Source organism: Pseudomonas triticifolii (assembly GCF_014358015.1).
Classification (GTDB): domain Bacteria; phylum Pseudomonadota; class Gammaproteobacteria; order Pseudomonadales; family Pseudomonadaceae; genus Aquipseudomonas; species Aquipseudomonas triticifolii.
In genome coordinates, this window is sequence record NZ_JACONV010000001.1 from 856,489 (window position 1) to 879,642 (window position 23,154).

Here is a 23,154-nt window from a genome sequence, read left to right on the forward strand (position 1 = left end):
GTTACCAGCCACCACCCAGTGAGGCGTACAGACTGACCAAGGCCTGCGCCTGGGTGGTGGAGCTTTGCACCCATTGCTGCTCGACCTCCAGAAGCGTGCGTTGCACGGTCAGCACATTGAGGAAATCCACCACGCCTTCCGCGTACTGACGCTTGGCGGTCTCCAGCGCGATACGGTTCTGGCATACCGCCTCCTCCAGCTTGCGCTGTTGGAGCTGGGTTGAGTTGTAGAGGCTCATGCTGTCGTCTATTTCCTGCCAGGCACGCAGCACGGTCTGTTGATAGGACAGCGCAGCTTCCTGCTCTTGGGCTTCGCGCAAACGCAACATGCCACGCAGGCGCCCGCCTTCGAAAATCGGCAGGCTCAGTTGCGGGCCGAAACCCAACTGGCGTGAGCCCCAACTGCCGAAGTCAGAAAGTTGCAAGGCCTGAAAACCCACGTTGCCCGACAGCACAATCCGCGGGTAGAAATCACCCTGCGCGACACCGATGCTCGCCGTCGCCGCATGCAGACGCGCTTCGGCGCGGCGAATGTCCGGTCGACGCTGCGCCAGCTCTGAAGGCAGCCCCACCGGCACAGTGGCAGGCACGGCGACCATGGGTTGAGGTTTCTCCAGCTCGGCCTGTAAGGCTCTCGGTGACTGGGCCAGCAGCAAGCCGAGCGCGTTGATCAATTGCGCTTGCCGCTGCTCAAGCACTGGCAAACGCGATTCGACAGCCGACACCTGTGCTGCCGCTTCAGCCACATCCAGATTGGTCGCGACCCCACTGCCCTGCCTGATCTGCGACAACTCCAGGCTGTTACGTGACAACTGAAGATTCTGCCGGGTCACGGCGAGCACAGCCTGAGTGCCACGCAGTTGCAGATAGTCCCTGGCCACTTCAGCCTGAAGCGACAACAACGCCGCACGCCGTTCGTTTTCAGCAACGTCCACGCTGGCATCGGCAGCCTCGACCTCACGCTTGACGCGCCCCCATAGATCCACTTCCCAACTGGCATTGACGCCGCCGTCCCACTGGCTGAAGGCCGCCCTGCCCTCGTTACCTGACGGATCGTTCAGCCCTTCGGCGCTGTTGCGTTTGCGCTGATAGCCCAGCGTGCCCGCCACGCTCGGCGCTTGCTCGCCGGTAACCACCTGACGCGCCGCACGGCTTTGCGTCAGCCGCGCCTGCGCCATTCTCAGATCAAGGTTGGAAGCCGCTGCCCGATCAACCAGTGATGACAACTGCGTGTCACGGAATATCTCCCACCAACGCACACTATAAGGGGTGGTATTAATGTGACTGACGGCCTGTTCTCCCTGAATCGGCAGCCACTGCACATCGCTGCTCTGCGGGCGCTGGAAATCCCGACCGACCTGGCAACCCGACAGGCTGGTCAACAAAGCCAGGGTGCTCAATGCAATGAAGCGACTCACAAGGCACCCATTTTTTGTTCAATGCGCGGCGATTGCGTTTCGATGCTGGCTTCCACTGACATGCCGACGCGCAACCGCGCAGCCAGCGGCTGGCCGGGATCAAGGGTGATTTTCACCGGAATGCGCTGCACCACTTTGGTGAAATTACCCGTCGCGTTGTCAGGCCGCACGGCGGCAAAGGTCACGCCGGTAGCAGGGGCAATGCTGTGTACGTGCGCTTTCAGGACTTCATCAGGGTAGGTATCGACCCGCACTTGAACCGCTTGGCCGACACTCACATGAGTCAGTTGGGTTTCCTGAAAGTTGCCCACCACATAGGCGTCGGCCAGCGGCACCACCGATAGCAGCCTGCTGCCAGGATTGACGTAGTTACCCACGCGTACTGCACGCTCGCCGATCACGCCGTCAATCGGCGCAACGATGCGTGTATAGGACAGTTGCAGCAACGCCTGATCGCGAGCGGCCTGTGCATGCTTGAGGCTCGCCTCGGCGCTGTGCTGGCGGGCACTCAGGATGTCGACCTGTTTGCGCTCGGCCACCAGCGAAGCGCTGGTACTGGCATGATGGGCGTTGGCCGTGTCGATCCGGTTACGCGCCTGTTGCGCGTTTTGCACCGTGCCAGCGCCTGCGCCTGCCAGATGCTCGTAACGGGTTCGCTCCTGCTCGGCAAAGCGCACTGCCGCCGTGCTGGCCGTCAACGCGGCCCTGGCCTGATCAATCATGGCGGTCTGACGTTGCAGCAGCGCGGTGACCTGCTCAAGCTCCGCCTCGGCACTCATGACGCCCGCTTCTGCCGAGGACAGCGCAGTGTGCACATCACGGTCGTCGATAACCGCCAGCAGTTGTCCTGCTTTGACCGACTGATTGTCATCGACCAATACCTGACTGATGAAGCCTGAGACTTTAGGCGCAACCACTGAGTAGTCCGCCGCGATAAACGCATCGTTGGTCGCCTGACGGGTGCTGTCACCGACCAGCGTGTAGATGCCCAGAGCGGCAAGCACGATGGCTGCGCCACACAGGGCCAGGGTCTGGTTTGAGGTCATGTTCATGAAAAGGTCTCGACGAAAAATCAGTTCAGTGCACGGGGCGGATAGACCCGCGTCGGCATCAGGGGAATCAGCAAAATCAGCCCTGCGGCGAGCCAGCCCATGCAGAAATACAGATCGGCACTGGTCAGTACGACCGCTTGCTCGTGCAGACGATGCGTCAGCGACGCCACAGAGTCGTCGGCGGCCAGCCAGGGCGAATTGCCCAGCCGGTCGACCAGCACGCTGGAGTGAAAATGCTGGCGTGAGGTGGTCAGGGCTTCCAGCACCCCAGTGGCAATGACGGCCGACAGCCCGCGCACGGTGTTAAACCACGACGAGGCAAACGGGCCGTCAGGCGGCGCGATCCCTCCCGTCGCCTGCATCAGCAACGGCAGCACCGCCATCGGCTGGGCGATGATCTGCAGCAGTTGCAGACGGTAGAAATTGTCGCGGATCCACTCGGAGGTCATCTGCGTAGCCAAACCGCAATACAACGCCAGCAGGCCAAGCCCAAGCGCCAACACCCAGCGGCAGTCGATCCGGCGCAGGTTGCACAGCGCAGCGACCAGAGGCAGCGCGATCAATTGCGGCAAGGCCACGATCAGCATTAACGGCGCAGTCTGCAGGGGTCGATAACCCTGCACCTGCGCCAGGTAGGACGACGGAATCGACGCCACGGCCGTGAGCACGATCAGCACGCCGCCCAAGGTAATCAAGGCATGCGACAGGTTGCGGCCGGCCAGCAACTGCAACTTGAAAAACGGCACGGGCGTAAACCATTCATTGACCATGAACGCCACCAGCAACAGCAGGCCGCCACCCAGCAGCCAGCGGATCAGAGAAGACTCCAACCCGTCCAGACGATTGGCTTGCAGGATGCCGATCACCACTGCAGCGATTGCCGGCAAACCCAGCACAACGCCACGCCAGTTGAAGGCTTTGAAGCGTTCCAGCCGCAATGGATCTTGAGGAATGCCATGGGCGATGGCGATCATCGCGACCAGGCATGGAGGAATGACCTGCCAGAACGTCCATTGCCAGCTCAAGTGCTCGGTCCATAACGCGGTAAGCGGTGTGCCCAGACTCGGGCCGAACGTAGCCGTCAGCGCATAACCGGCCAGCCCGTAGAGTTTGATGTCGGGCGGCAGAAAACGCAGCGCAACGGTCATCAGCATTGGCGGCAGACAGCCTGCCGCCAAACCTTGCAGGATGCGCAAGACCAATAGGCTGGGATAGTTCGGCGCAAACGGACACAACAGACCCAGCACGATGAAGGCCGTGATTGCGCCCAGCGTGAAGCGCCGCAGCGAAAGGCTGACCGCAAACCAGGGTGCGAACGCCATCGCCGCAACCGAGGTCGCTGAATAGGCCGCCACTAGCCAGCTGGCTTCATCAGCGCCAATGAACATCGCGCCACGGATGTCGGCCATGGCGATGCGCGTGACGCCTTCGTTGATCCCGGCGACCAGCACAGCCAGCAACACACCCACTAGCCCGATGATGGTCTGCAGGCCGAAGGACGCAGTTTTAGCGGGCTGGGCAGCCGGGGCGACAGGATCGATGGCGACAGAGGAAGACATGAGCGACGGGGTCCAGAGCGAGGAAAACCCTGGCATTTTAAAAACCGGTGCCGCTCAGGAAAATTTACATTTGCACAGCGTATAAGTGCACGGGACGCACGAATGCACAGGCATCAGTGACATTCGGGTTTTATCGCGCGTCGTGCCGAGCCTGAAAGCACTTGCCAGAGAACAGCACGCGGGCTTCAGAACATGACGCAGAGCGTCACGGCTCCACGCGCTCACGCATACGGACTGTCCCAGTATCGCGCGTACATCCCGAGCCTTTTCTTCACGCCGGTCGGCAGACGCTTTTCCTGTTTGCTCAATTTGTAGGCCAGCAGCTTGACGGCGTTGCGCACGAACGACATCGGCCACCAGAGAAAGCGTCTGGGGCCGAGGAACGCCAGCTCGGATTTCACATAGCGCATGCCCTCGCCCGCGATGCCACCGAAGGTCTCGTAGATCCAAGACTCACGCGACTGAAACACGCCGATGTCGAAGTAACGACGAAACTCTTCACGCAAGCTGTAGTTATGCGAATGGCGACAGACCGCCGAGCCTTCGTAGGCCACTTTCCAGCCATCAATCAGCATCTTCGCGGTGACGTACATGTCTTCGGACAGGATCACGTGCCGGGGGAAGCCACCGATGGCCAGCAACGCGTCGCCGCGATAGGCAGCAAAGGAGTTGGACATGAACGGCGTCTTGATGCCCAGCACCGGCGCGTCGGCCAGGGTCTTGATCTGCGAGGTAGGCGGGTAGTTGAACAGCCTCGCGTGCTGGGCCAGCAGGTTGGCGTTCTTGTGCGGCAATTGCCGTCCGCACACGGCACCGACCTTGGGGTCGGCAAATGGCAGCAGGATGTTGGCAATTGCGTCGACGTCTTCGACGTAGGCGTCCTGAGTCATGTAGACGTAAACGTCATACTCGGGATGCAAATCGACCATCATCTGCCGGGTGCCGCCGTGGTTGAAATCCTTGCTGTCGATGCGCAGCACATTCGCACAGCGGGCGTGCGCCAGCTCAAGCGTGCCGTCCGATGAACTGGAGTCGACGATCAATGTGTCGAACGTCGCGGTCTGCATGGCCAGAGAGTCCAGCAGGCGCTCCAGGTCCTTACGTCCGTTGTAGGTCGGGATGACACAAGCCACTCTCAATGACGCCATAACAATACTCCGGGGCGAAAACAGGATGCCCGATTTGTCAGCGTTATTGAGGGTAGCTCATGCCCGGTCAGCCAGCCATGACGTCAGCCCATGACCTCGCTCAGGGGAATGAAGTTGACCCAGTCGCCGTCTGCAACCGTCGCGCCTTCAAGCACCTCGATCAGCCCGTCAGCCCAGGCCGCGCTGCGCAATACGCCGGAGCTCTGATTACGATAAGGCACGGCCTTGCCCTGCTCCAGCCGACCGCGCAGGTACTCGCGACGATTGCCAGGACGTGTCCATGCAAATCCGGCAGGCACCGCAAACTTCAGCGGCGCGACGTCGAGCACGCCCTGACGACGCAACAGATAGGCGCGGGCCAGCAATGCAAAGGTCACCAGTGTGGACGCCGGATTACCCGGCAGGCCGATCACCGGCGCACCTCGAAAGTGCCCGAACGTCAGCGGTTTGCCCGGTTTGATCGCCAGCTTCCATAACGACAACTCGCCCTCCTCGCGCAATGCATGACCGAGAAAGTCCGCCTCGCCCACCGATACACCGCCCGTGGACAAAATCAGGTCGACCTCGTTAAGACTCGCCAACGCAGCGCGAGTCTGGTCCAGATCATCCGGCAGGATGCCCGCGTCTACCACCTCGCACTGCAGGCGTTTCAGCCAGCTGCACAACAGCACGCGATTGCTGTTGTAGATCTGTCCCGGCCCCAGCGGCTTGCCGGGCTCGATGAGTTCATCGCCGGTAGACAGCACCGCCACACGCACGCGCCGGACCACGTCCAGCGCGGCCAGACCAAGGGATGCGGCAAGCCCAAGCTCGATCGGGCCCAGCCGCGTACCGGCGGCCAGCACCGTGTCGCCTGTGCGGGTTTCCTGGCCCTGAGGGCGAATGTTCTGACCCACGCTCAACGGCTCGGTGAACCTGACGCGCTGGTCATCCTGCACCTCGGCGTTTTCCTGCATCTCCACACAGTCCGCGCCTTCAGGCACCGGCGCGCCGGTGAAGATGCGTGCGCACGTTCCCACCGCGAGCGGCTCGGGTGCCTGACCGGCAAAAATGCGCTGACTGACCGGCAAAGGCTCCCCCTGCCAGTCCGCCAGACGCATGGCGTAGCCGTCCATCGCGCTGTTGGGCCAGGGCGGCAGGTCCAGCGTCGACACCAGATCCGTAGCCAGCACGCGCCCTTGCGCATCGGCCAGCGCCACCCGTTCACGCTGTTTGATGGGCGCAGCTTCAGCCATTTCCAGCAGTCGCGCGATGGCGTCTTCGACAGGCATCAAGGCCTTTGGCTCAGCACTCATGACCTGTCAACCACGGGTCGCGCAGGGCTCGGCCTGCTTGAGGTGCGGGACGAAATTGCACGGACGGAAACGCGAGTCCAGTTGCTGGGCCAGGATGCCGTCCCAGGCGGTACGTACCGCGTTGGTGGAACCCGGCAGGCAGCACACCAGCGTGCCGTTGGACAGCCCGGCCAGCGCGCGGGACTGGATGGTCGAGGTGCCGATGTCCGGAACCGAAATCTGCCGGAACAGCTCGCCAAACCCATCGACCTGCTTGTCCAGCAGACAAGCCACGGCTTCCGGCGTGCTGTCGCGGCCAGTGAAGCCCGTGCCGCCCGTGATCAAGACGACTTGAACCTGCTCGTCGGCAATCCAGGTCGCCACCTGGGCGCGGATTTTGTAGAGATCATCCTTGAGCAGGACGCGCTCGATCAGGCCGTGACCGGCTTCGGTCAAGCGATCGACGAACATCTGGCCCGAGGTGTCGGTTTCGCGGGTGCGGGTGTCGCTGACGGTCAGCACAGCGATATTCAGGGGTACAAAAGGTGTGTCAGCCTTCGCTTTCATGGCCTCGATCCGGTTGTTAAGGGAACAGGCCGGTGTTATATCACAGCACTCCTTTTCGCTGCCCGTCGAGTGTCTGATGAACGCCCCTGCCCCACTGCCTCCCTGCTCGATTCTGCTGCTCGCAGGAGGTCGTGGGCAGCGCATGGGCGGTCGCGACAAAGGGCTGATCGAATGGCGGGGCGAGCCCATGATCCAGCATTTGCATCGCTTGACCCGGCCGCTGACCGATGACCTGATTATTTCCTGCAACCGTAATCTGGATCGATACGCCACCTACGCCGACCAGGTGATTCAAGACAGTGACACCGATTTCAACGGTCCGCTGGCCGGGATCCGCGCCGCGCTCCCGCTGGCACGGCATGCAGCGCTTCTGGTGCTGCCCTGCGACGTGCCACTGATCGATGAGTCGCTGTTGCAGGCGCTACGCGAAACGGCCAGCAGGCACCCGGATAACCCGGTGATGGTGCGTGAAGGCGAACACTGGCAGCCACTTTTATGTATCATCCCGACCGCCCACGCTGCCATGCTGGAAGCCGCATGGCAGAGCGGCGAACGCAGTCCGCGGCGAGCCTTGGCACCGCTGCAGCCGATCGCGTTGCAGGTCGACGCCGACGACCCGAGACTGGCCAACCTGAACACACCCTGTCTACTGGCCGGGATAGAGGACAACCGACACAAGTGACTGGTCATTGAACTTGCTGCGGGTGTATACGTCTTACGGTCAGTTAATCAAGAATCCATCTGGAGACACAGTAATGAAACAACGGACCCTTCCCGCTGCCTTTCTGCTTGCACTGGGCATCGCCTCCCTGGCGGGCTGCGCATCGCCCACTGTGATTACCCTGAATGATGGTCGTGAAATCCAGTCTGTCGACACGCCGAAGTACGATGAAGATTCCGGCTTCTACGAGTTCAAGCAACTTGATGGCAAGCAGACCCGCATCAACAAGGATCAGGTACGTACCGTCAAGGATCTGTGATCCTCGCGCCACGTGACTGATCTGAAAAAACCCGCCGAGTGCGGGTTTTTTTTGCCTGCTCGCTTTATGGCTACCAGTCGAGCTGCAACAGGCTGTGAAATTCACGCGGCTCGTCGCTGAGCGGATCATAGAAACGCAGCCCCTTGGCCAACAGTTTCAGCGGCTGCTGAGCGTCATCTACCGCATCCTTGATCACCTGCGGATAGAACGGATCGTTGCAGATCGCAGCGCCCAGTGCGGCCATGTGTACACGCAACTGATGCTTCTTGCCGGTGACGGGATACAACCCGTAACGCCACAACGACCCATTACGCTCAAGCACTTCAATGCGGGTCCGGGTGTTGGCCTGGCCTGGAGCTTCCTGCATGCGGAAAAACGGCTCGCCATCCACCAGACGACTCTCATGCACTCGTGGGAACTCCAGCGACGGCAGCGCTGGCGCAATGGCTTCGTAGAACTTTTCGATACGTCGCGTCGGAAACAGCGTCTGATAGGCAGAACGCGTCTGCCTGTTCGCGGAAAACAGTACCAGCCCGGCGGTATGGCGGTCGATGCGATGCAAGGGCACCAGGTCCGGGTTGTCCAGACGATGGATCAGGCGTCGCAACAGGGTTTGCTCGACGTATTCCCCTGCTGGCGTCACCGGCAGGAAGTGCGGCTTGTCGGCCACTACCAAGTGCTCGTCGGCGTACAGAATCGTCTCGACGACACGGATCGGCGTTTCGTTCGGCACTTCGCGAAAATAATGAATCTTCAGGCCCTCGCGGTACGCCAGATCAGCCGTGATGGCTTGACCACCGGCGTCCAGAACCCGGCCTCGGGCGATGCGATCCAGCCATTGCTCACGGCTGATGGCGGTGAATTTCGCACACAGGCAATCCAGCACCGTCGTCCACGGGCCTGCTGGTAGATACAACGTGCTGGCTTGTTGTCGGGCAGCGTGAAAAACGGACTCGGACATGCGTGGACTCGTGACGTTTGAATGCGCCTGAAGCGGCTGGCCGGGCATTATCGCTGATCGGGGCGATCACCGCACAGAATCAACACATGACAACCGATCTGTCACTGCGTCACTATTAACCATCTGGTACATTTTTTAAAAACCTGCCCGAAACCGGGCGGCAAGACAAAAACAAGAGACATATTGTCATGAACCACGCTGAACACACTTCCGTACTCGCCGGCCTGATCGGCTCGGGCATTCAGGCCTCGCGCACACCGGCGCTGCACGAACACGAAGGTGACGCCCAAGGCCTGCGTTACCTGTATCGGCTGATCGACCTCGACGCACTCAAGCTGGACATCCACGCCCTGCCCCGCCTGATTGAAGGTGCGCGTGACTGCGGTTTTACCGGTCTGAACATCACCTTTCCCTGCAAGCAGGCGGTCATCCCGTTGCTGGACGAGCTGTCCGAGGAAGCGCGTGGCATCGGCGCAGTCAATACCGTGGTGTTCAAGGACGGTAAAAGCACCGGCCATAACACCGACTGCCTGGGTTTCGCCGAAGGCTTTAAGCGCGGCCTGGATAAAGCGCCTCGCCAGAATGTGGTGCAAATGGGCGCGGGCGGAGCCGGTGCTGCGGTGGCCTATGCCTTGCTGAGCGCAGGCGTCGAGCGCCTGAGTGTGTTCGAAGTGGAGCCACAGCGCGCCCAAGGCCTGGTGGACAACCTGAACAGCCACTTCGGCGCGGGACGTGCGCAGGTCGGCCTGGACTTGCCTGCCGCGATGGCCGAAGCCGATGGCGTGGTCAACACCACACCGGTCGGCATGGCCAAACTGCCTGGCACGCCGCTGCCGGTCGAGCTGCTGCGTGCCGCGCAGTGGGTTGCGGAAATCATTTACTTCCCGCTGGAAACCGAGCTGCTCAAGCACGCCCGTGCGCTGGGTTGCCGTACGCTGGACGGCACGACCATGGCGGTCTTTCAGGCGGTGAAAGCCTTCGAGCTGTTCAGCGGCCGGTCAGCGAATGCCGAGCGCATGATGCAACACTTCCACAGCCTGTAAACATCAGGCTGTGAGGATCACGCCTTGAGGTAGCGCAACACAGCGTCGCAAATCATCGCCTTGTGGCGCTGCTTGACCTCATCGCTCCACAGCTCGATCTGGAAAATCTCGCTGAAGGTGTGGCGGTTCGAGATCCGATAGAAACAGAACGAGCTGATCATCAGGTGCAGGTCAATCGGATGAACCCCTGCGCGAAACGCGCCGCTTTCTTCGCCGCGCCGCAAAATGTCTTCCAGCGCCCGGATGATGTTCTGGCTCTTGGCCTGAATGGTGTCCGACTGTTTGACGTTTTCGCCGTAGTGAATGTTCTCGATGCACACGATGCGCACGAAATCGACGTTGTTGTCGTGATGGTCAAAGGTGAATTCCACGACCCGATGAATCGCCTCAATGGGTGCCAGTTCGCCCAGGTTCAGCTCGCTTTCAGTGTTGCGAATCGCGCCGTAAAGCTTTTCCAGCACTTCGACATACAGCTGTTCCTTGCTGCCGAAGTAGTAATAGATCATCCGCTTGGACGTCTGGGTACGCTCGGCGATCGCATCGACGCGCGCGCCTGACAGCCCGTGGGCAACGAATTCGGCCACAGCGGCCTGGAGAATGTCTTCGCGGGTCTTTTCCGGGTTGTTTTTGCGGCCCTTCGCGGGCGGCGTGACAGGTTCGAGGGCAACGGCGGCGTCGGTTTTTTTCATTATTGGCTCATGACCACGGGTGATACGCGGAGTATGCCGCCGACGGCATAGCCAGGGAAGCTGCAAGACGCGTGAGCGCCTGCAGCCACACACCGGCCATGATCGACGTCAGAGCCGCGCCTGACGCACCGCCACGCTACGCGCCTTGGCCATCGCGGCCAGACGCACCGCAACGTTGGCCGCGCCATAGCCGATGTAGCCGTTCTTGCGCTGCAGAATCTCGAAGAAGAAACGCCCGTCGAACGCGTCGGTGTAGACGTGAAACAGCTCGCCACCCTGCGCGTCACGGTCGTACAGCACGTTGTAGTAGGCCAACTCGCTGAGGAACTCGTCATCGAAATCGAAGCGGGCCGCCAGGTCATCGTAGTAGTTGAGCGGAATGTCCAGCAGCGGCACACCGGCTTCCTTGGCGCGGCTGACCTCGGCAAAGATGTCTTCACAGGAAAACGCGATGTGATGAACGCCCGAACCGCGGTAGCTCGACAGTGCGTGGGAAATCGCCGTGTTGCGGTTTTCGGAGATGTTCAGCGGCAGTCGGACGGTGCTGCAACGGCTCCGCAAGGCACGACTCTTGACCAGCCCGTAAGGGTCCGGCAGCACCACTTCGTCGTCGGCTTCGAAGTCCAGAATGCTCTTGTAGAACAGCACCCAGCTGTCAAGGCTGTCAGCCGGCAGCGCCATCGCCATGTGGTCGATGCGTTGCAGGCCGCCTTTGCTGGCTGCCTGCGGGTTGACGACGAAATCGCTGTCGTAGATCGAATCACCCGGCGCGGCGTTGTCGACCAGGTAAATCAGGCTGCCGTCGGGAGCACGCACCGATGGAATCTCGCGCTCGTTGGGACCGACCAGCCCCCGATAAGGCTGGCCTTTAAAGGCCCGCGCACGCTCCAGCGCCTGATGACCGTCATCGACCCGCAAGGCGGTCGCGCACAGCGACGGGCCGTGGGCCTCGAAAAAACTGTGCGCGAAGGAATAGGGCTCGGCGTTAAGCACGATCTTGATGTCGCCCTGCCCCAACAGGCTGACTGCCTTGGAGCGATGCTGACCCAGTTTGGCGAAACCCAGCCGCTCCAGCCAGCCTGAGAGACGTGCGCCGTGGCTTTCATCAACGGCGAACTCAAGAAACTCCACCCCGTTGTAAGAACTGGCCGGTGGCGGGCTGAACAGGATGTCCGGAACGTTCGCTTCATCCTCTCGGGCCATCAACTGGCGGGTCTTTTCCTCCAGATACAGCAGCGAACGCAAGCCGTCAGCGGCATTGGCGCGCGTCGGGGCCGCGCGGAAGCCATCGTTGAAGACTTCCAGCGACAGCGGGCCGGTGTAGCCCGTGCGCAGGATGGGCGCAAGGAAACCGGCAAGATCGAACTCGCCCTGGCCAGGGAAGCAGCGGAAATGACGGCTCCACTCCAGCACGTCCATGGCCAGAACCGGTGCGTCGGCCATCTGCACGAAGAAAATCTTGTCGCCCGGGATCTGTGCAATTGCACTCGGGTCGCCCTTCAGCGACAGGGTGTGGAAGCTGTCGAGCAGAACACCCAGCGCCGGGTGATCCACCTGGCGCACCAGATTCCAGACCTGCTGCCAGGTGTTGACGTGCCGCCCCCACGCGAGTGCCTCGTAACCGACCCGCAGGCCCCGCGCGCCAGCGTGCTCGGCCAACAGGCTCAGGTCGTCGAGCAGGATATTTTCGTCGCCCACAGAATCGGCGGATGCGTTGCTGCAGACCAGCACCAGATCGGTGCCCAGTTCCTGCATCAGGTCGAATTTGCGCTCGGCGCGGTCCACGTTGCGCTGCAGGCGATCACGGCGGCAACCTTCAAAGTCGCGGAACGGCTGAAACAGCGTGATGGCAATGCCCAGATCGGCACACATTTGCCGGACGTTGCGCGGGCTGCCGTCGTAGTACAAAAGGTCGTTTTCGAAAATTTCGACGCCATCAAAGCCGGCTGCGGCGATGGCCTCGAGCTTTTCGGGCAGAGTACCGCTCAAGGATACGGTGGCAATTGAACGCTGCATGCTTTTCAGCTCCTGGATGAACACGACCCCATGGATCGTGACTGGACAGCACCGCATTCCTGGCCTTTCTCGGCCTTATTCAGAGGTGCGAGTAAAGTATTTCCCTGTCAAAATACTACAGCAACACAAAGTGTACGAACTGGTTAGTTTTACGTTCGATTATCGAACAGAAGCCGTCTTGCTCAATTGACGCTGTACCGCGCAATGCTCAACATCAGCTCCACCTTGCAGCGCAATCAATGGTTTTGATCACGCTTCATCAGCAGCAACCATAACAATTCAAACAACAGGAACATTGCTCATGTGCACCCTTCCCGCTCCGTCCGCCAGTTCGCCCATCCGTCTTTCGCGATTGCAGCCTCTGACAAGCCATCTGGCCAAAAGCCAGGTCGCGCACCTCATCGCCTGAAACAATCCAGCGCACTCGACGGCAACAGCCTGTAAATTATCCGCCCGCAGGATCGTCTCGAAAAGGCCTTGAGCCTCTGACTTTTCGAACCCGGCGACTTCACTTTACATGCCTGACGCTTGAATCGAGTGGACTTCTCAGTCCGACTGTCGCCAGCAGCGCAGTCTTGGAACGGATGGTTAGAACATCATGCTTAATACCCAGACCAACCCTGTCGCCCAGGCCGCCCGTGCGGGCATGGGCGAAAAGATTCGCGGTGCACTCGCCGTGGGCAAGACTCGCTGGGGCATGCTTGCTCTGGTGTTCTTCGCCACTACCCTGAACTACATCGACCGCGCAGCCCTGGGGGTCATGCAGCCGATTCTTGCCAAGGAGATGAGCTGGACGGCGATGGATTACGCCAACATCAACTTCTGGTTCCAGGTCGGTTATGCGGTGGGCTTCGTGCTCCAGGGCCGCTTCATCGACCGTGTCGGCGTCAAGCGCGCGTTCTTCCTGGCGGTTTTGCTGTGGAGCCTGGCAACCGGCGCACACGGCCTGGCCACTTCAGCAGTCGGCTTCATGGTCTGCCGATTTATTCTAGGCCTGACAGAAGCAGCCAACTACCCGGCCTGCGTCAAAACCACACGCCTCTGGTTCCCGGCCGGCGAACGTGCGGTTGCCACCGGCATTTTTAACGCCGGGACTAACGTCGGTGCCATGCTGACTCCGGCGCTGTTGCCGCTGATCCTGACGGTCTGGGGCTGGCAGGCTGCTTTCGTGGCGATGGGTTCGCTCGGTCTGATCTGGGTCATCCTGTGGCGCCTGAAGTACTACAACCCCGAAGAACACCCGACCGTCAGCAAGAGCGAGCTGGACTACATCAATCAGGAAGTCGAGCCTGAGCCTGTCAAAATGCCGTTCTCGGCCATCCTGAAGATGCGTGGCACCTGGGCCTTCGCCCTGGCGTATGCGATCACTGCACCGGTGTTCTGGTTCTACCTGTACTGGCTGCCACCGTTCCTCAATCAGCAATACAACCTGGGCATCAGTGTCACTCAGATGGGCATTCCGCTGATTCTCATCTGGCTGACCGCTGACTTTGGCAGCATTGGCGGCGGCATTCTGTCCTCATGGCTGATCGGACGAGGCGTAAGGGCCACCACGGCGCGACTGGTCTCGATGCTGATCTTCGCCATCACCATCTGCAGCGTGGTCTTTGCTGCCAACGCCAGCGGCCTGTGGGTTGCAGTACTGGCCATCTCGCTGGCCGTAGGTGCGCACCAGGCCTGGACCGCCAACATCTGGAGCCTGGTGATGGACTACACGCCCAAACACATGATGAGCACGGTGTTCGGCTTCGGCGGCATGTGTGCAGCCATCGGTGGCATGTTCATGACCCAGATCGTCGGCGCGGTACTGACCGCTACAAACAACAACTACAACGTGTTGTTCACCATGATCCCGGCGATGTACTTCATCGCACTGGTCTGGATGTATTTCATGGCCCCGCGCAAGGTACCGAACCTGAGTCAATGATAGGTAGAGGCACACGAGAAAGGCCCGTTCACGCGAGTGAGCGGGCCTTTTTTTGCCACCTGCTGCGGATAAACAGTCGTCTTCGCAAGCCAGCCCGCTCCGTACTGGCTGCCCAACACCGTGTTTATAGAGCTAAGCGCCTTTACGCCGCTGCTGCCACGCCGCCGCCAGGCCACTCAGGCAGATGATCGCGATGCCTGCCTGTGCCGTCGGCGAGGGCATGTGATCGAACACGATGAACCCCAGCAACCCGGCAAACACGATCTGGCAGTAGCTGAAAGGTGCCAGCATCGCGGGCGCAGCAAAGCGGAACGCCTGGGTCAGCAGCAGGTGCGCCGCCATGCCACAAGCGCCCAGCGCCAGCAGAAATGGCAAATGCTTGAGCGCAGGCACTTCCCAGAAGAACGGCACCAGCGCGCTCATCAACAAGGTATTGAACAAGCCGGCGAAAAAGTTGCTGGTGGTGGGGCTGTCGAAAGGGCTGACCAGTCGGGTCAGCAACTGATAGAGCGCAAAACACAAGGCCGAAGACAGCGGCAGCAGAATCGCGGGCGTAAACAATTCACCGCCCGGGTGAATGATGATCATCACCCCCATGAAGCCGACAATCACCGCAATCCACTGCCCGCGCGTCACCCGCTCGTGCAGCAACGGCACCGATAGCGCGGTGACCAACAGTGGCGCGAGAAAGTTGACCGCCGTGGCCTCGGCCTGCGGAATGAACATCAGGCTACTGGTGAATAACAGACTGGTGCCCAGCAAGGCCAGCGCACGCAATGCCTGCAGCCCAGGGCGCTTGGTACGCAACACACGCAAGCCTGAAGACGGCATGAAGATGCAGGCCATCAGCAGCGTGTGCACCAGATAGCGCGCCCACACCACCAGAATGATCGGGTAAAAGCCGGACAGGTATTTGGAGAGTGTGTCGTGGCTGGCGAACAGAAACGTGGCCAGCAGAATGAAACCGATACCTTTGAGAGGTTGATTGACGCCGGACAGGGGCGTACTGGCAGTGCTCATCGGGCTTCCTTACTCAATTATCGTCGGGCTGAATGTGTACAGGTAGCGCTCGTCAACGAGCATCGCAGCCTGCCTTCGCATCGTCCCGAACAAAATGTTCGAACCGGTTCATTAACGTTCGGTAATCGCCCAAAACCACGCTTTCACAATTGCAGACAGTCTTCTGCCCTTTCACTATCACAGCCAGTTCCACCGACTGAATAACTACAAAAAAGGTCTACCATGCGCCCATCTTTTCGCTGCAAAGTCGTTTGCGGTCTTTCCGCGGCCATCTCGGCCAGCCTGACGCCCACTGTCAGCCACGCTGCAGGCTTCATCGACGATGCCAAGGTGAATCTGAACCTACGCAACTTCTACATCAATCGCAACTTCGTCGACCCGGCCAACGCGCAGAACTATGCCGAGGAGTGGACCCAGAACTTCATCCTCGACGCTCGCTCCGGTTTTACACAGGGTACTGTGGGTTTCGGCGTCGACGTGCTGGGCCTCTACTCGCTCAAGCTGGACGGCGGCAAAGGCACCGGCGGCACACAATTATTGCCGATCCACAGCGACGGACGTCCCGCGGACGACTTCGGACGCCTGGCTGTGGCAGGCAAGGCGCGTTTTTCCAAGACCGAACTGAAAGTCGGTGAATGGATGCCAGTGCTGCCGATTCTGCGCTCCGATGACGGCCGATCCCTGCCGCAGACGTTTCAGGGCGGTCAGATAACGTCCAAAGAGATCGATGGCCTGACCCTCTACGGCGGCCAGTTCCGCGGCAACAGCCCGCGCAACGACGCCAGCATGGAAGACATGTCCATGAACGGTCGTGCGGCCTTCACCTCCGACCGTTTCAACTTCGGTGGCGGCGAATACGTCTTCAACGAGAAACGCACTCAGGTCGGCCTGTGGTACGCAGAGCTTGAAAACATCTACCACCAGCAATACGTCAATCTGCTGCACAGCCAGCCATTGGGCAGCTGGACGCTGGGCGCCAACCTCGGTTACTTCCAGGGCAAGGACGACGGCCAGTCGCTGGCAGGCGATCTGGACAACAAGACCTGGTCGGCCCTGCTCTCGGCCCGCCAAGGCGGCAACACGTTCTACGTGGGCCTGCAGAAGGTCAGCGGCGACAGCGCGTGGATGCGCGTCAACGGCACCAGCGGCGGCACCCTGGCCAACGACAGCTACAACTCCAGCTTCGACAACGCCCGGGAAAAATCCTGGCAACTGCGCCATGACTACGATTTTGCAGGCATGGGCGTGCCCGGTCTGACCCTGATGAACCGCTACATCAGCGGCGAAAACGTGCACACCGGCGCGATCACTGATGGCGAAGAATGGGCGCGCGAAACCGAGCTGGCGTATATGTTCCAGAGCGGCACATTCAAGAGTCTGTCACTCAAGTGGCGCAATTCGACCATGCGTCGCGACTACAGCACCAACCAGTTCGACGAGAACCGCGTGATCGTCAGCTATCCGCTTTCGCTGCTCTGACCCCGCTGGCTCCATGAAAAACGCCGCCGCCGTTCAACACGGCGGCGGCGTTTTCAGTTCAATCCACTCACGCTTGACTCAGCGACTCCACACCCATCTCGTCCCACACCTCTTCAGCCAGGTGAAAGGTAGCGTTGGCCGCTGGAATGCCGCAGTAGATCGCGCTCTGCATCAGCACTTCCTTGATCTCTTCGCGGGTCACGCCATTGTTTTTGGCCGCTTTAAGGTGCAGACGCAGCTCACCTTCGCGGTTCATGCCGATGAGCATGGCGATGGTGATCAGGCTGCGGGTATGCCTTGGCAGGCCGGGACGTGTCCAGATGTCACCCCAGGCATGCCGGGTGATCATTTCCTGAAACTCCTCGTTGAAGGGCGTCAACTTTTTAAGGCTGTTGTCGACATGCGCATCGCCCAACACGGCGCGGCGCACCTGCATGCCGGCCTGGTAACGTTCGTCTTCGGTCATTGCGTGATCCTTGTGTGTTCGGCCACGGCGCGTTCGACCCAACGTCGGGCCTGGCCAAGGTAATGGGCCGGATCGAGCAAACGATCCAGCTCGTCAGAAGAAAGTTGTGCCGTCACCTGAGGGTTTTCGCCCAGCACCTGACGCAGGTGCGCGCCCCGCTCCACGGCCTGACGACAGCTCTGCTCGATCAGATGATGCGCGGCGTCGCGGCCAATACGTTGGGCCAACGCAATGCTGACAGCCTCTGCCAGCACCAGCCCCTGAGTGGACTCCAGGTTGACGCGCATGCGCTCGGCATCGACCTGCAGGCCTGGCACCATGTGCAGCGCCTGCTGCAAGGAACCGGACACCAGGCAACACAGTTCCGGCAGGGTTTCCCATTCGGCATGCCACAAACCCAGGCTGCGCTCGTGCTCCTGAGGCATCGCCGCGAACATCGTCGCGACCAGACCCGGCGCACGTGTCGCTGCGCCGATCATGACAGCAGCCCCAACCGGATTGCGCTTGTGCGGCATGGTCGACGACCCGCCCTTACCCGGCGCAGAAGGCTCGAACACTTCACCCACCTCAGTCTGCATCAACAGACTGACATCGCGGCCCAGTTTCCCCAGGCTGCCGGCGATCAGGCCGAGCCACGCGGCGAACTCCACCAGTCGATCCCGTTGCGTGTGCCAAGGCTGTTCGGGCAGTGCCAGCTGCAGCTCGGCGGCCAGCGCTTGCGCCACGTCGAACGCCTGATCGCCCAAAGCCGCCAGACTGCCTGATGCGCCGCCAAATTGCAGGCACAACAGGCGTGGCTTGATTTCCTGCAAGCGCTCTTGATGGCGCGTGACGGCCCCCAGCCAGCCGGCAATTTTCATCCCCAGCGTGACAGGCGTAGCCTGCTGCAGCCAGGTACGCCCGGCCAGCGGCGTTGCTGCATGGGCCTGTGCCTGTTGCGCCAGCGAAGCGCCCAGTTGAGCCAGGTCGCGCTCCAGCACGTCAATGGCGCTGCGGATCTGCAGAATCAGCCCAGTGTCCATCACGTCCTGACTGGTGGCTCCCATGTGCACATAGCGTTCGGCTTCCGGGCTGTGTGCAGCGATGTGTTTGCCCAGCGCCTTGACCAGCGGAATCGCTGAGTTACCCGCGTTGCCGATGGCAACCGCGAGCTCATCGAAATCGAACAGCCCGGCACGGCAGCTTTGCGTGATATCCGCCACCACGCTCTGCGGAATCAGACCGACCCGGGCTTGAGCCTGCGCCAGTGCCGCCTCGACATCCAGCATGCCCTGTACGCGCCCTTCGTCCGAAAAAATCCGGCGCATGTCAGGCTGCGTGAAATACGCATCGAAAAGTTGATTGCCCGGTCGGTTCACTTCACTGCTCCAGAGTTAAAGGTTTCAAGTGGCGTCCGAATGACTGACCCAGCCCTTGACCAGGATCGCCAGCGCAGCCAGTGCAGCAGGCACCACCAGCGCTGTCAGCACTTGCTCGAAGGTCCAGCCCAGCCCCAGCAGGGTTGCACCGGCCCACGCGCCAAGAATCGCACCGAACCGGCCAATGCCCAGCATCCATGAGACACCGGTGGCGCGGCCCTGAGTCGGGTAGAAGCGCGCCGCCAGCGACGGCATCGCCGATTGCGCGCCGTTGATGCACATGCCTGCGACCAGTACCAGCGTCGCCAGTACCGCCACATTGCCCAGGCTCTGCCCGACCAGCCAGGCGAAAACGCCCGCCAGTGCGTAGGCCACGCCTATCACCTTGTGCGGGTTGTAACGGTCCATTGCCCAGCCGACGCCCACCGCACTGAGCACACCGCCGAACTGAAACAGCGCACCGATGAACGCCGACTGTTCCATGCTCGCGCCGCTGTCACGCATCAGCGTCGGCAGCCAACTGGTCAGCAGGTAAACGATCACCAGCCCCATGAAATACGTCAGCCACAACAGCAAGGTGCCTGCACTGTAAGTACCCGAGAAAATCACTTTCAGCACGTTGCGACTGCTGACAGTCTTCTGCTCGGGCACGCTGAACGCCGTTATACCCGCCACTTCCTTGGGCGCAATCGGTGCCACTACCTTGCGAATCCGCTCGGCACCCCGGTTGCGCACCACCAGAAACCGCGCCGACTCCGGCAGCCAGACCATCAGCACGACCGACAACACCAGCGGCAGAATACCGCCGAGCAGCAACAGGCTGTGCCAGCCCAGACTCGGAATCATCTTGGCAGACACGAAACCGCCGCAAGCCATGCCCAGGTTGAAGCCGCAGAACATGCTGGTGACCAGCAATGACTTGAGACGTTCGGGGGTGTACTCGGACAGCAGCGTGGTCGCGTTGGGCATCGCTGCACCCAGCCCCAGACCGGTGAGCAGGCGCAGCACCAGCAGTTGATCAATGTTGGCGCTATAGGCCGATGCCAGGCTGAACAGCCCGAACAGAAACACTGAAACCACCAACACCACCTTGCGACCGAAACGGTCGGCCAGTGGACCGGAACCCAGCGCGCCGAACACCATGCCGATCAGCGCGGCACTCATTACCGGGCCCAGGCTGGCGCGGTCGATGCCCCAGTCCTGGCTCAGGGCGGGCGCGATGAAGCCCATCGCAGCGGTGTCCAGTCCATCCAGAAAGACGATCAGAAAGCACAGCGCGACGACACGCCACTGATAGCCAGACAAGGGTTGAGCGTTGATGAAAGCCTGCACGTCGAGCGTGCCCGTCGCAGTCCCGCGAGCGGATAGTGTCATGAACATTTCCTTTTATTTTTATTAGCGGCACCTGCGTTTGCAGGCACCGTGTAACGCACGCAGCTTAATCAAAAATCGAAAAACACCGTCTCACCGTCACCCTGCACGCGAATGTCGAACCGATAGGCCGGCTTGCCTTCCACTTCGCAGCGGCGCGCGATCAGCGTCTCGCGGCGCTGCGGTTGCTCAATCAGGTTGAGCACCGGATCAACGACATTGGCCTGCGCTTCGTCGTCGAAATATAGCCGGGTCTGCAAGTGAATATTGATGCCGCGGGCGAACAGGGAAACGTTGATGTGCGACGCCATCGGCACACCGGCCGCGTTGCGCACAGTACCGGGTTTGATCGTTTTCAGAATCCATTGACCGTCATCGGTCGTGGCCGTACGACCGAAGCCGTTGAACAGGTTCGCTGGATCGTATTCGCTGTGATACGCCCCCTCGTGATCGGCCTGCCAGAACTCCAGGTAGGCATCGCGAATCAGGTGGCCGTTGCCATCGAAGACGTTGCCCAGCAGAACAATGTGCTCACCCGGCGCGCCGGGTTTGGCCATTTCGTTCCAGATCTCCAGCTCGCGGGTCGGGTTGCCGGCCACGTGTGGCGCCAGGCCGATGTGCACGTAAGGGCCAGCGGTTTGCGAAGGGGTTTCCTGCAACAGTTGAACGGGCATGTCGGGCCTCCTCAGCAGTTTTCGAAGTGGGTCTTGCGCTGGCCGCGCAGAACAATGTCAAAGCGATATGCCAGGCAATCCATCGGATTGCCCATGCCCAGATCGAGTCTGGCGATCAGGCTTTGCACCGCATCAGGGTTGGCGATGGACTTGACGATCGGGCAGATCGGAATCAGCGGATCACCTTCGAAATACAGCTGGGTGATCAGCCGGGTGGCAATCGACGGGCCGCTGATCGAGACGTGGATGTGCGCCGGACGCCAGTCATTGGGGCCGTTACGCCAAGGGTACGGGCCGGGCTTGACGGTGCGGAAGCTGTAGTTGCCTTCGCTGTCGGTGAGCGCACGCCCCACGCCGCCGAAATTGGGGTCCATGGGCGCCAGGTAGGCATCGCGCTTGTGACGATAGCGACCGCCAGCGTTGGCCTGCCAGATCTCCACCAGCGTGTTGGCGATGGGCTTGCCGTACTGATCGCAGACTCGCCCGGCAACCAGAATGCGTTCACCGATCGGCAGTCCACCGTGGTTGAAATTGAGCAGCAGGTCGTTGTCATGCTGGCCGAACGTAAGGTGCGAAAAATCCGGGCCAGAGGCTTCGGAAACGGACTGAGGGATGCTGACCAGCGCCTGGCGCGGCGAGCGCAGGATCGAGGTCTTGTAATCAGGCGTGAGGGCTTTTGGATGCCAGTTGCGATCACGAATGACGAAGCGGCTGTTGTCCGCGACAGACATGGCGTTCTCCTTGTTATTGGCTTTCTTATGAGCGCGCAGGCGTTAGCACTTGCGCGACAGGCTGTGGCGAAGTGTCGCGTGCTTTACGCATCATCGAAAACTGAAATAACGCCCTTCATCCATAACCAAATGGTTATGCATAGCGCCCGTTGCGATAAGCCTCGCCGACGACCCTCAATTCATCCACGCACCATTGCGCCGCGCGGGTCAGGGGCAAGGCCGGGTTACTGCACAGCCCCACCGAACCGCCAGGCTCGCGGATGCCCATGTCCAGCTCGACCAGCGTACCGCTTTGCAATTCCTGCAACACCGCGTCCAGCGGTGCAATCCAGATCGCATTGCTGCACTGGACATAGCGACGACTCAGCGTCAGTGACAGGGTTTCCAGCCGCTGGCGTGGAGGCTGAATGCCGCACTGCACGAACAGGCTGTCGGCAAACTTGCGAATGGTGGTGCCGGCCAGCGGCAATACCAGCGGGAAATGCTCCAGGCTCTCGCGCTGGAGAGGCGCAGCGAGCAGCGGGTGATCGGTGCGCACCACAAGCGTCATCGATTCGTTGTACAGGTGCTCGAACGTCAGCCCCTGAATCTGCGGGCTGTCAGTCATTCGGCCAACCACCAGATCCAGCTCCCCGACCCGCAATTGTGACAACAGATAAGCGCTGGGACCGGTCATCACGCTGACGATCAACGCCGGATGCTGTGCGTGCAACCGGGCGACGACTTCGGGCACCAACAGACTTTCGGCCGTCGAGAGTACGCCCAGACGCGCCGTCACCGTCTCATGCTCACCGGAGCGCAGGCTGTTCACGCCTTCGCGCAAGGCCTGAACGCTGGGCCCGGCAAAGCGCATGAACGCCACGCCAGCCTCAGTCAGCGCCGCGCCACTTTTGCTGCGCACAAAAAGCGTGGTGGCCAGCAGGGTTTCCAGCTCTTTGAGGGTTTTGGACAGCGCGGGCTGGCTGATCGACAACACATCGCAGGCCCGAGCCAGACTGCCCTGGCGCGCCACTTCAAGAAAGCACACCAGATGGCGAAACTTGATTCGGGTATCGATATTCACTGCGTGTCTTGCCTTGAGGATGAAAAGAAGAGCCGGTCAGTTGCTCAGAAAGGACGCCACCTGGGGCGCATCGAAAGGCCAGTCCAGTTCCTCGCCGGTGTCGACACGGCGCAACACAGGAATGCGCAACTCGTAACGTTCGAACTGCCACTCATCCTCGCAGATGTCGCGCCGCTCAACCAGCAAACCGCACTCGTCAACGAACGGCAGCAACACCGCTTCGGCGATTTCACACAAGTGGCAGTTCAGTGTGCCGAACAGTTGGCACTCAGGCAGCATAGAGCGACCTCCTGTACAAACGCGTAAGGAAACTGCCCCCTATTCTAGGCCCGCCCCGACCGAACGTCGAGGCGACAGAC

At 60.8% G+C, this 23,154-nt stretch carries 22 protein-coding genes; 5 read left to right on the top strand and 17 right to left on the bottom strand.

Features of this window, described 5'->3' with window-relative positions; translation table 11 throughout:
- Window position 1: 1 nt before the first annotated feature.
- The 6 genes from H8S56_RS03715 to moaB form a co-directional block, all read right to left on the bottom strand.
- A complete protein-coding gene (locus H8S56_RS03715) occupies window positions 2-1,417 on the bottom strand; it encodes an efflux transporter outer membrane subunit (RefSeq protein WP_187517897.1) in 1,416 nt (471 codons plus the stop codon).
- A complete protein-coding gene (locus H8S56_RS03720; RefSeq protein ID WP_187517898.1) occupies window positions 1,414-2,469 on the bottom strand; it encodes an HlyD family secretion protein in 1,056 nt (351 codons plus the stop codon). Before H8S56_RS03720 ends, H8S56_RS03715 begins: the two co-directional genes overlap by 4 nt.
- 20 nt (window positions 2,470-2,489) lie before the next feature.
- Window positions 2,490-4,028 carry an MFS transporter gene (locus H8S56_RS03725; RefSeq protein ID WP_187517899.1) on the bottom strand — a complete coding sequence of 513 codons (1,539 nt, stop codon included), beginning with the start codon at window positions 4,026-4,028 and terminating at the stop codon, window positions 2,490-2,492.
- Window positions 4,029-4,249: 221 nt separating this feature from the next.
- Window positions 4,250-5,176 carry a glycosyltransferase family 2 protein gene (locus H8S56_RS03730; protein ID WP_187517900.1) on the bottom strand — a complete coding sequence of 309 codons (927 nt, stop codon included), beginning with the start codon at window positions 5,174-5,176 and terminating at the stop codon, window positions 4,250-4,252.
- An 83-nt stretch (window positions 5,177-5,259) separates the two neighbouring features.
- On the bottom strand, window positions 5,260-6,471 hold the full coding sequence (locus H8S56_RS03735; RefSeq protein ID WP_187517901.1) for a molybdopterin molybdotransferase MoeA: 1,212 nt from the start codon (window positions 6,469-6,471) through the stop codon (window positions 5,260-5,262).
- Between the two features lie 6 nt (window positions 6,472-6,477).
- On the bottom strand, window positions 6,478-7,017 hold the full coding sequence (gene moaB, locus H8S56_RS03740) for a molybdenum cofactor biosynthesis protein B (RefSeq protein WP_024687984.1): 540 nt from the start codon (window positions 7,015-7,017) through the stop codon (window positions 6,478-6,480).
- Window positions 7,018-7,093: 76 nt separating this feature from the next.
- On the opposite strand from moaB, the gene mobA reads away from it, so the two are divergent.
- Together mobA and H8S56_RS03750 are read left to right on the top strand one after the other, a co-directional pair.
- The gene (gene mobA, locus H8S56_RS03745; RefSeq protein ID WP_024687985.1) at window positions 7,094-7,699 is read left to right on the top strand and encodes a molybdenum cofactor guanylyltransferase MobA; all 606 of its coding nucleotides are present in this window, start codon (window positions 7,094-7,096) and stop codon (window positions 7,697-7,699) included.
- Window positions 7,700-7,772: 73 nt separating this feature from the next.
- Window positions 7,773-7,997, top strand: coding sequence for a YgdI/YgdR family lipoprotein (locus tag H8S56_RS03750; protein WP_024687986.1), 225 nt, complete (start codon window positions 7,773-7,775; stop codon window positions 7,995-7,997).
- A 70-nt stretch (window positions 7,998-8,067) separates the two neighbouring features.
- Here H8S56_RS03750 and H8S56_RS03755 read toward each other — a convergent pair whose 3' ends face one another.
- The gene (locus H8S56_RS03755; protein ID WP_187517902.1) at window positions 8,068-8,958 is read right to left on the bottom strand and encodes a pseudouridine synthase; all 891 of its coding nucleotides are present in this window, start codon (window positions 8,956-8,958) and stop codon (window positions 8,068-8,070) included.
- A gap of 188 nt (window positions 8,959-9,146) precedes the next feature.
- Here H8S56_RS03755 and H8S56_RS03760 point away from each other — a divergent pair, with 188 nt between their 5' ends.
- Window positions 9,147-10,001, top strand: coding sequence for a shikimate dehydrogenase (locus tag H8S56_RS03760; RefSeq protein WP_187517903.1), 855 nt, complete (start codon window positions 9,147-9,149; stop codon window positions 9,999-10,001).
- Window positions 10,002-10,018: 17 nt separating this feature from the next.
- Here the strand turns inward: H8S56_RS03760 and H8S56_RS03765 are convergent, their stop codons facing one another.
- Window positions 10,019-10,690 carry a TetR/AcrR family transcriptional regulator gene (locus H8S56_RS03765; protein ID WP_024687989.1) on the bottom strand — a complete coding sequence of 224 codons (672 nt, stop codon included), beginning with the start codon at window positions 10,688-10,690 and terminating at the stop codon, window positions 10,019-10,021.
- 108 nt (window positions 10,691-10,798) lie between these two features.
- Window positions 10,799-12,706: a 3-dehydroshikimate dehydratase QuiC gene (gene quiC / locus H8S56_RS03770; protein WP_024696122.1), complete on the bottom strand. Its 1,908-nt coding sequence runs from the start codon at window positions 12,704-12,706 to the stop codon at window positions 10,799-10,801.
- Between the two features lie 598 nt (window positions 12,707-13,304).
- Between quiC and H8S56_RS03775 the strand changes: the two genes are divergently transcribed.
- Entirely contained in the window at window positions 13,305-14,633 is a 1,329-nt protein-coding gene (locus H8S56_RS03775; RefSeq protein ID WP_024687991.1) for an MFS transporter, read from the top strand.
- A gap of 132 nt (window positions 14,634-14,765) precedes the next feature.
- Here H8S56_RS03775 and H8S56_RS03780 read toward each other — a convergent pair whose 3' ends face one another.
- On the bottom strand, window positions 14,766-15,653 hold the full coding sequence (locus tag H8S56_RS03780) for a DMT family transporter (RefSeq protein WP_024687992.1): 888 nt from the start codon (window positions 15,651-15,653) through the stop codon (window positions 14,766-14,768).
- 222 nt (window positions 15,654-15,875) lie between these two features.
- Here H8S56_RS03780 and H8S56_RS03785 point away from each other — a divergent pair, with 222 nt between their 5' ends.
- Window positions 15,876-17,132, top strand: a complete 1,257-nt coding sequence (locus H8S56_RS03785) for an OprD family porin (RefSeq protein WP_187517904.1) — start codon at window positions 15,876-15,878, stop codon at window positions 17,130-17,132.
- 67 nt (window positions 17,133-17,199) lie between these two features.
- Here H8S56_RS03785 and pcaC read toward each other — a convergent pair whose 3' ends face one another.
- The 7 genes from pcaC to H8S56_RS03820 form a co-directional block, all read right to left on the bottom strand.
- Window positions 17,200-17,598, bottom strand: coding sequence for a 4-carboxymuconolactone decarboxylase (pcaC, locus tag H8S56_RS03790; protein WP_024687993.1), 399 nt, complete (start codon window positions 17,596-17,598; stop codon window positions 17,200-17,202).
- Complete coding sequence (locus H8S56_RS03795; protein ID WP_187517905.1) at window positions 17,595-18,956, bottom strand: 3-carboxy-cis,cis-muconate cycloisomerase; 1,362 nt, start codon at window positions 18,954-18,956, stop codon at window positions 17,595-17,597. Before H8S56_RS03795 ends, pcaC begins: the two co-directional genes overlap by 4 nt.
- 24 nt (window positions 18,957-18,980) lie before the next feature.
- On the bottom strand, window positions 18,981-20,330 hold the full coding sequence (locus H8S56_RS03800; protein WP_187517906.1) for an MFS transporter: 1,350 nt from the start codon (window positions 20,328-20,330) through the stop codon (window positions 18,981-18,983).
- Between the two features lie 68 nt (window positions 20,331-20,398).
- Window positions 20,399-21,001: a protocatechuate 3,4-dioxygenase subunit alpha gene (gene pcaG / locus H8S56_RS03805; RefSeq protein ID WP_187517907.1), complete on the bottom strand. Its 603-nt coding sequence runs from the start codon at window positions 20,999-21,001 to the stop codon at window positions 20,399-20,401.
- An 11-nt stretch (window positions 21,002-21,012) separates the two neighbouring features.
- The gene (gene pcaH, locus H8S56_RS03810) at window positions 21,013-21,732 is read right to left on the bottom strand and encodes a protocatechuate 3,4-dioxygenase subunit beta (protein WP_024687997.1); all 720 of its coding nucleotides are present in this window, start codon (window positions 21,730-21,732) and stop codon (window positions 21,013-21,015) included.
- A gap of 133 nt (window positions 21,733-21,865) precedes the next feature.
- A complete protein-coding gene (pcaQ, locus tag H8S56_RS03815; protein WP_187517908.1) occupies window positions 21,866-22,795 on the bottom strand; it encodes a pca operon transcription factor PcaQ in 930 nt (309 codons plus the stop codon).
- Window positions 22,796-22,831: 36 nt separating this feature from the next.
- Window positions 22,832-23,074, bottom strand: coding sequence for a glutaredoxin family protein (locus H8S56_RS03820; protein WP_024687999.1), 243 nt, complete (start codon window positions 23,072-23,074; stop codon window positions 22,832-22,834).
- Window positions 23,075-23,154: the final 80 nt, after the last annotated feature.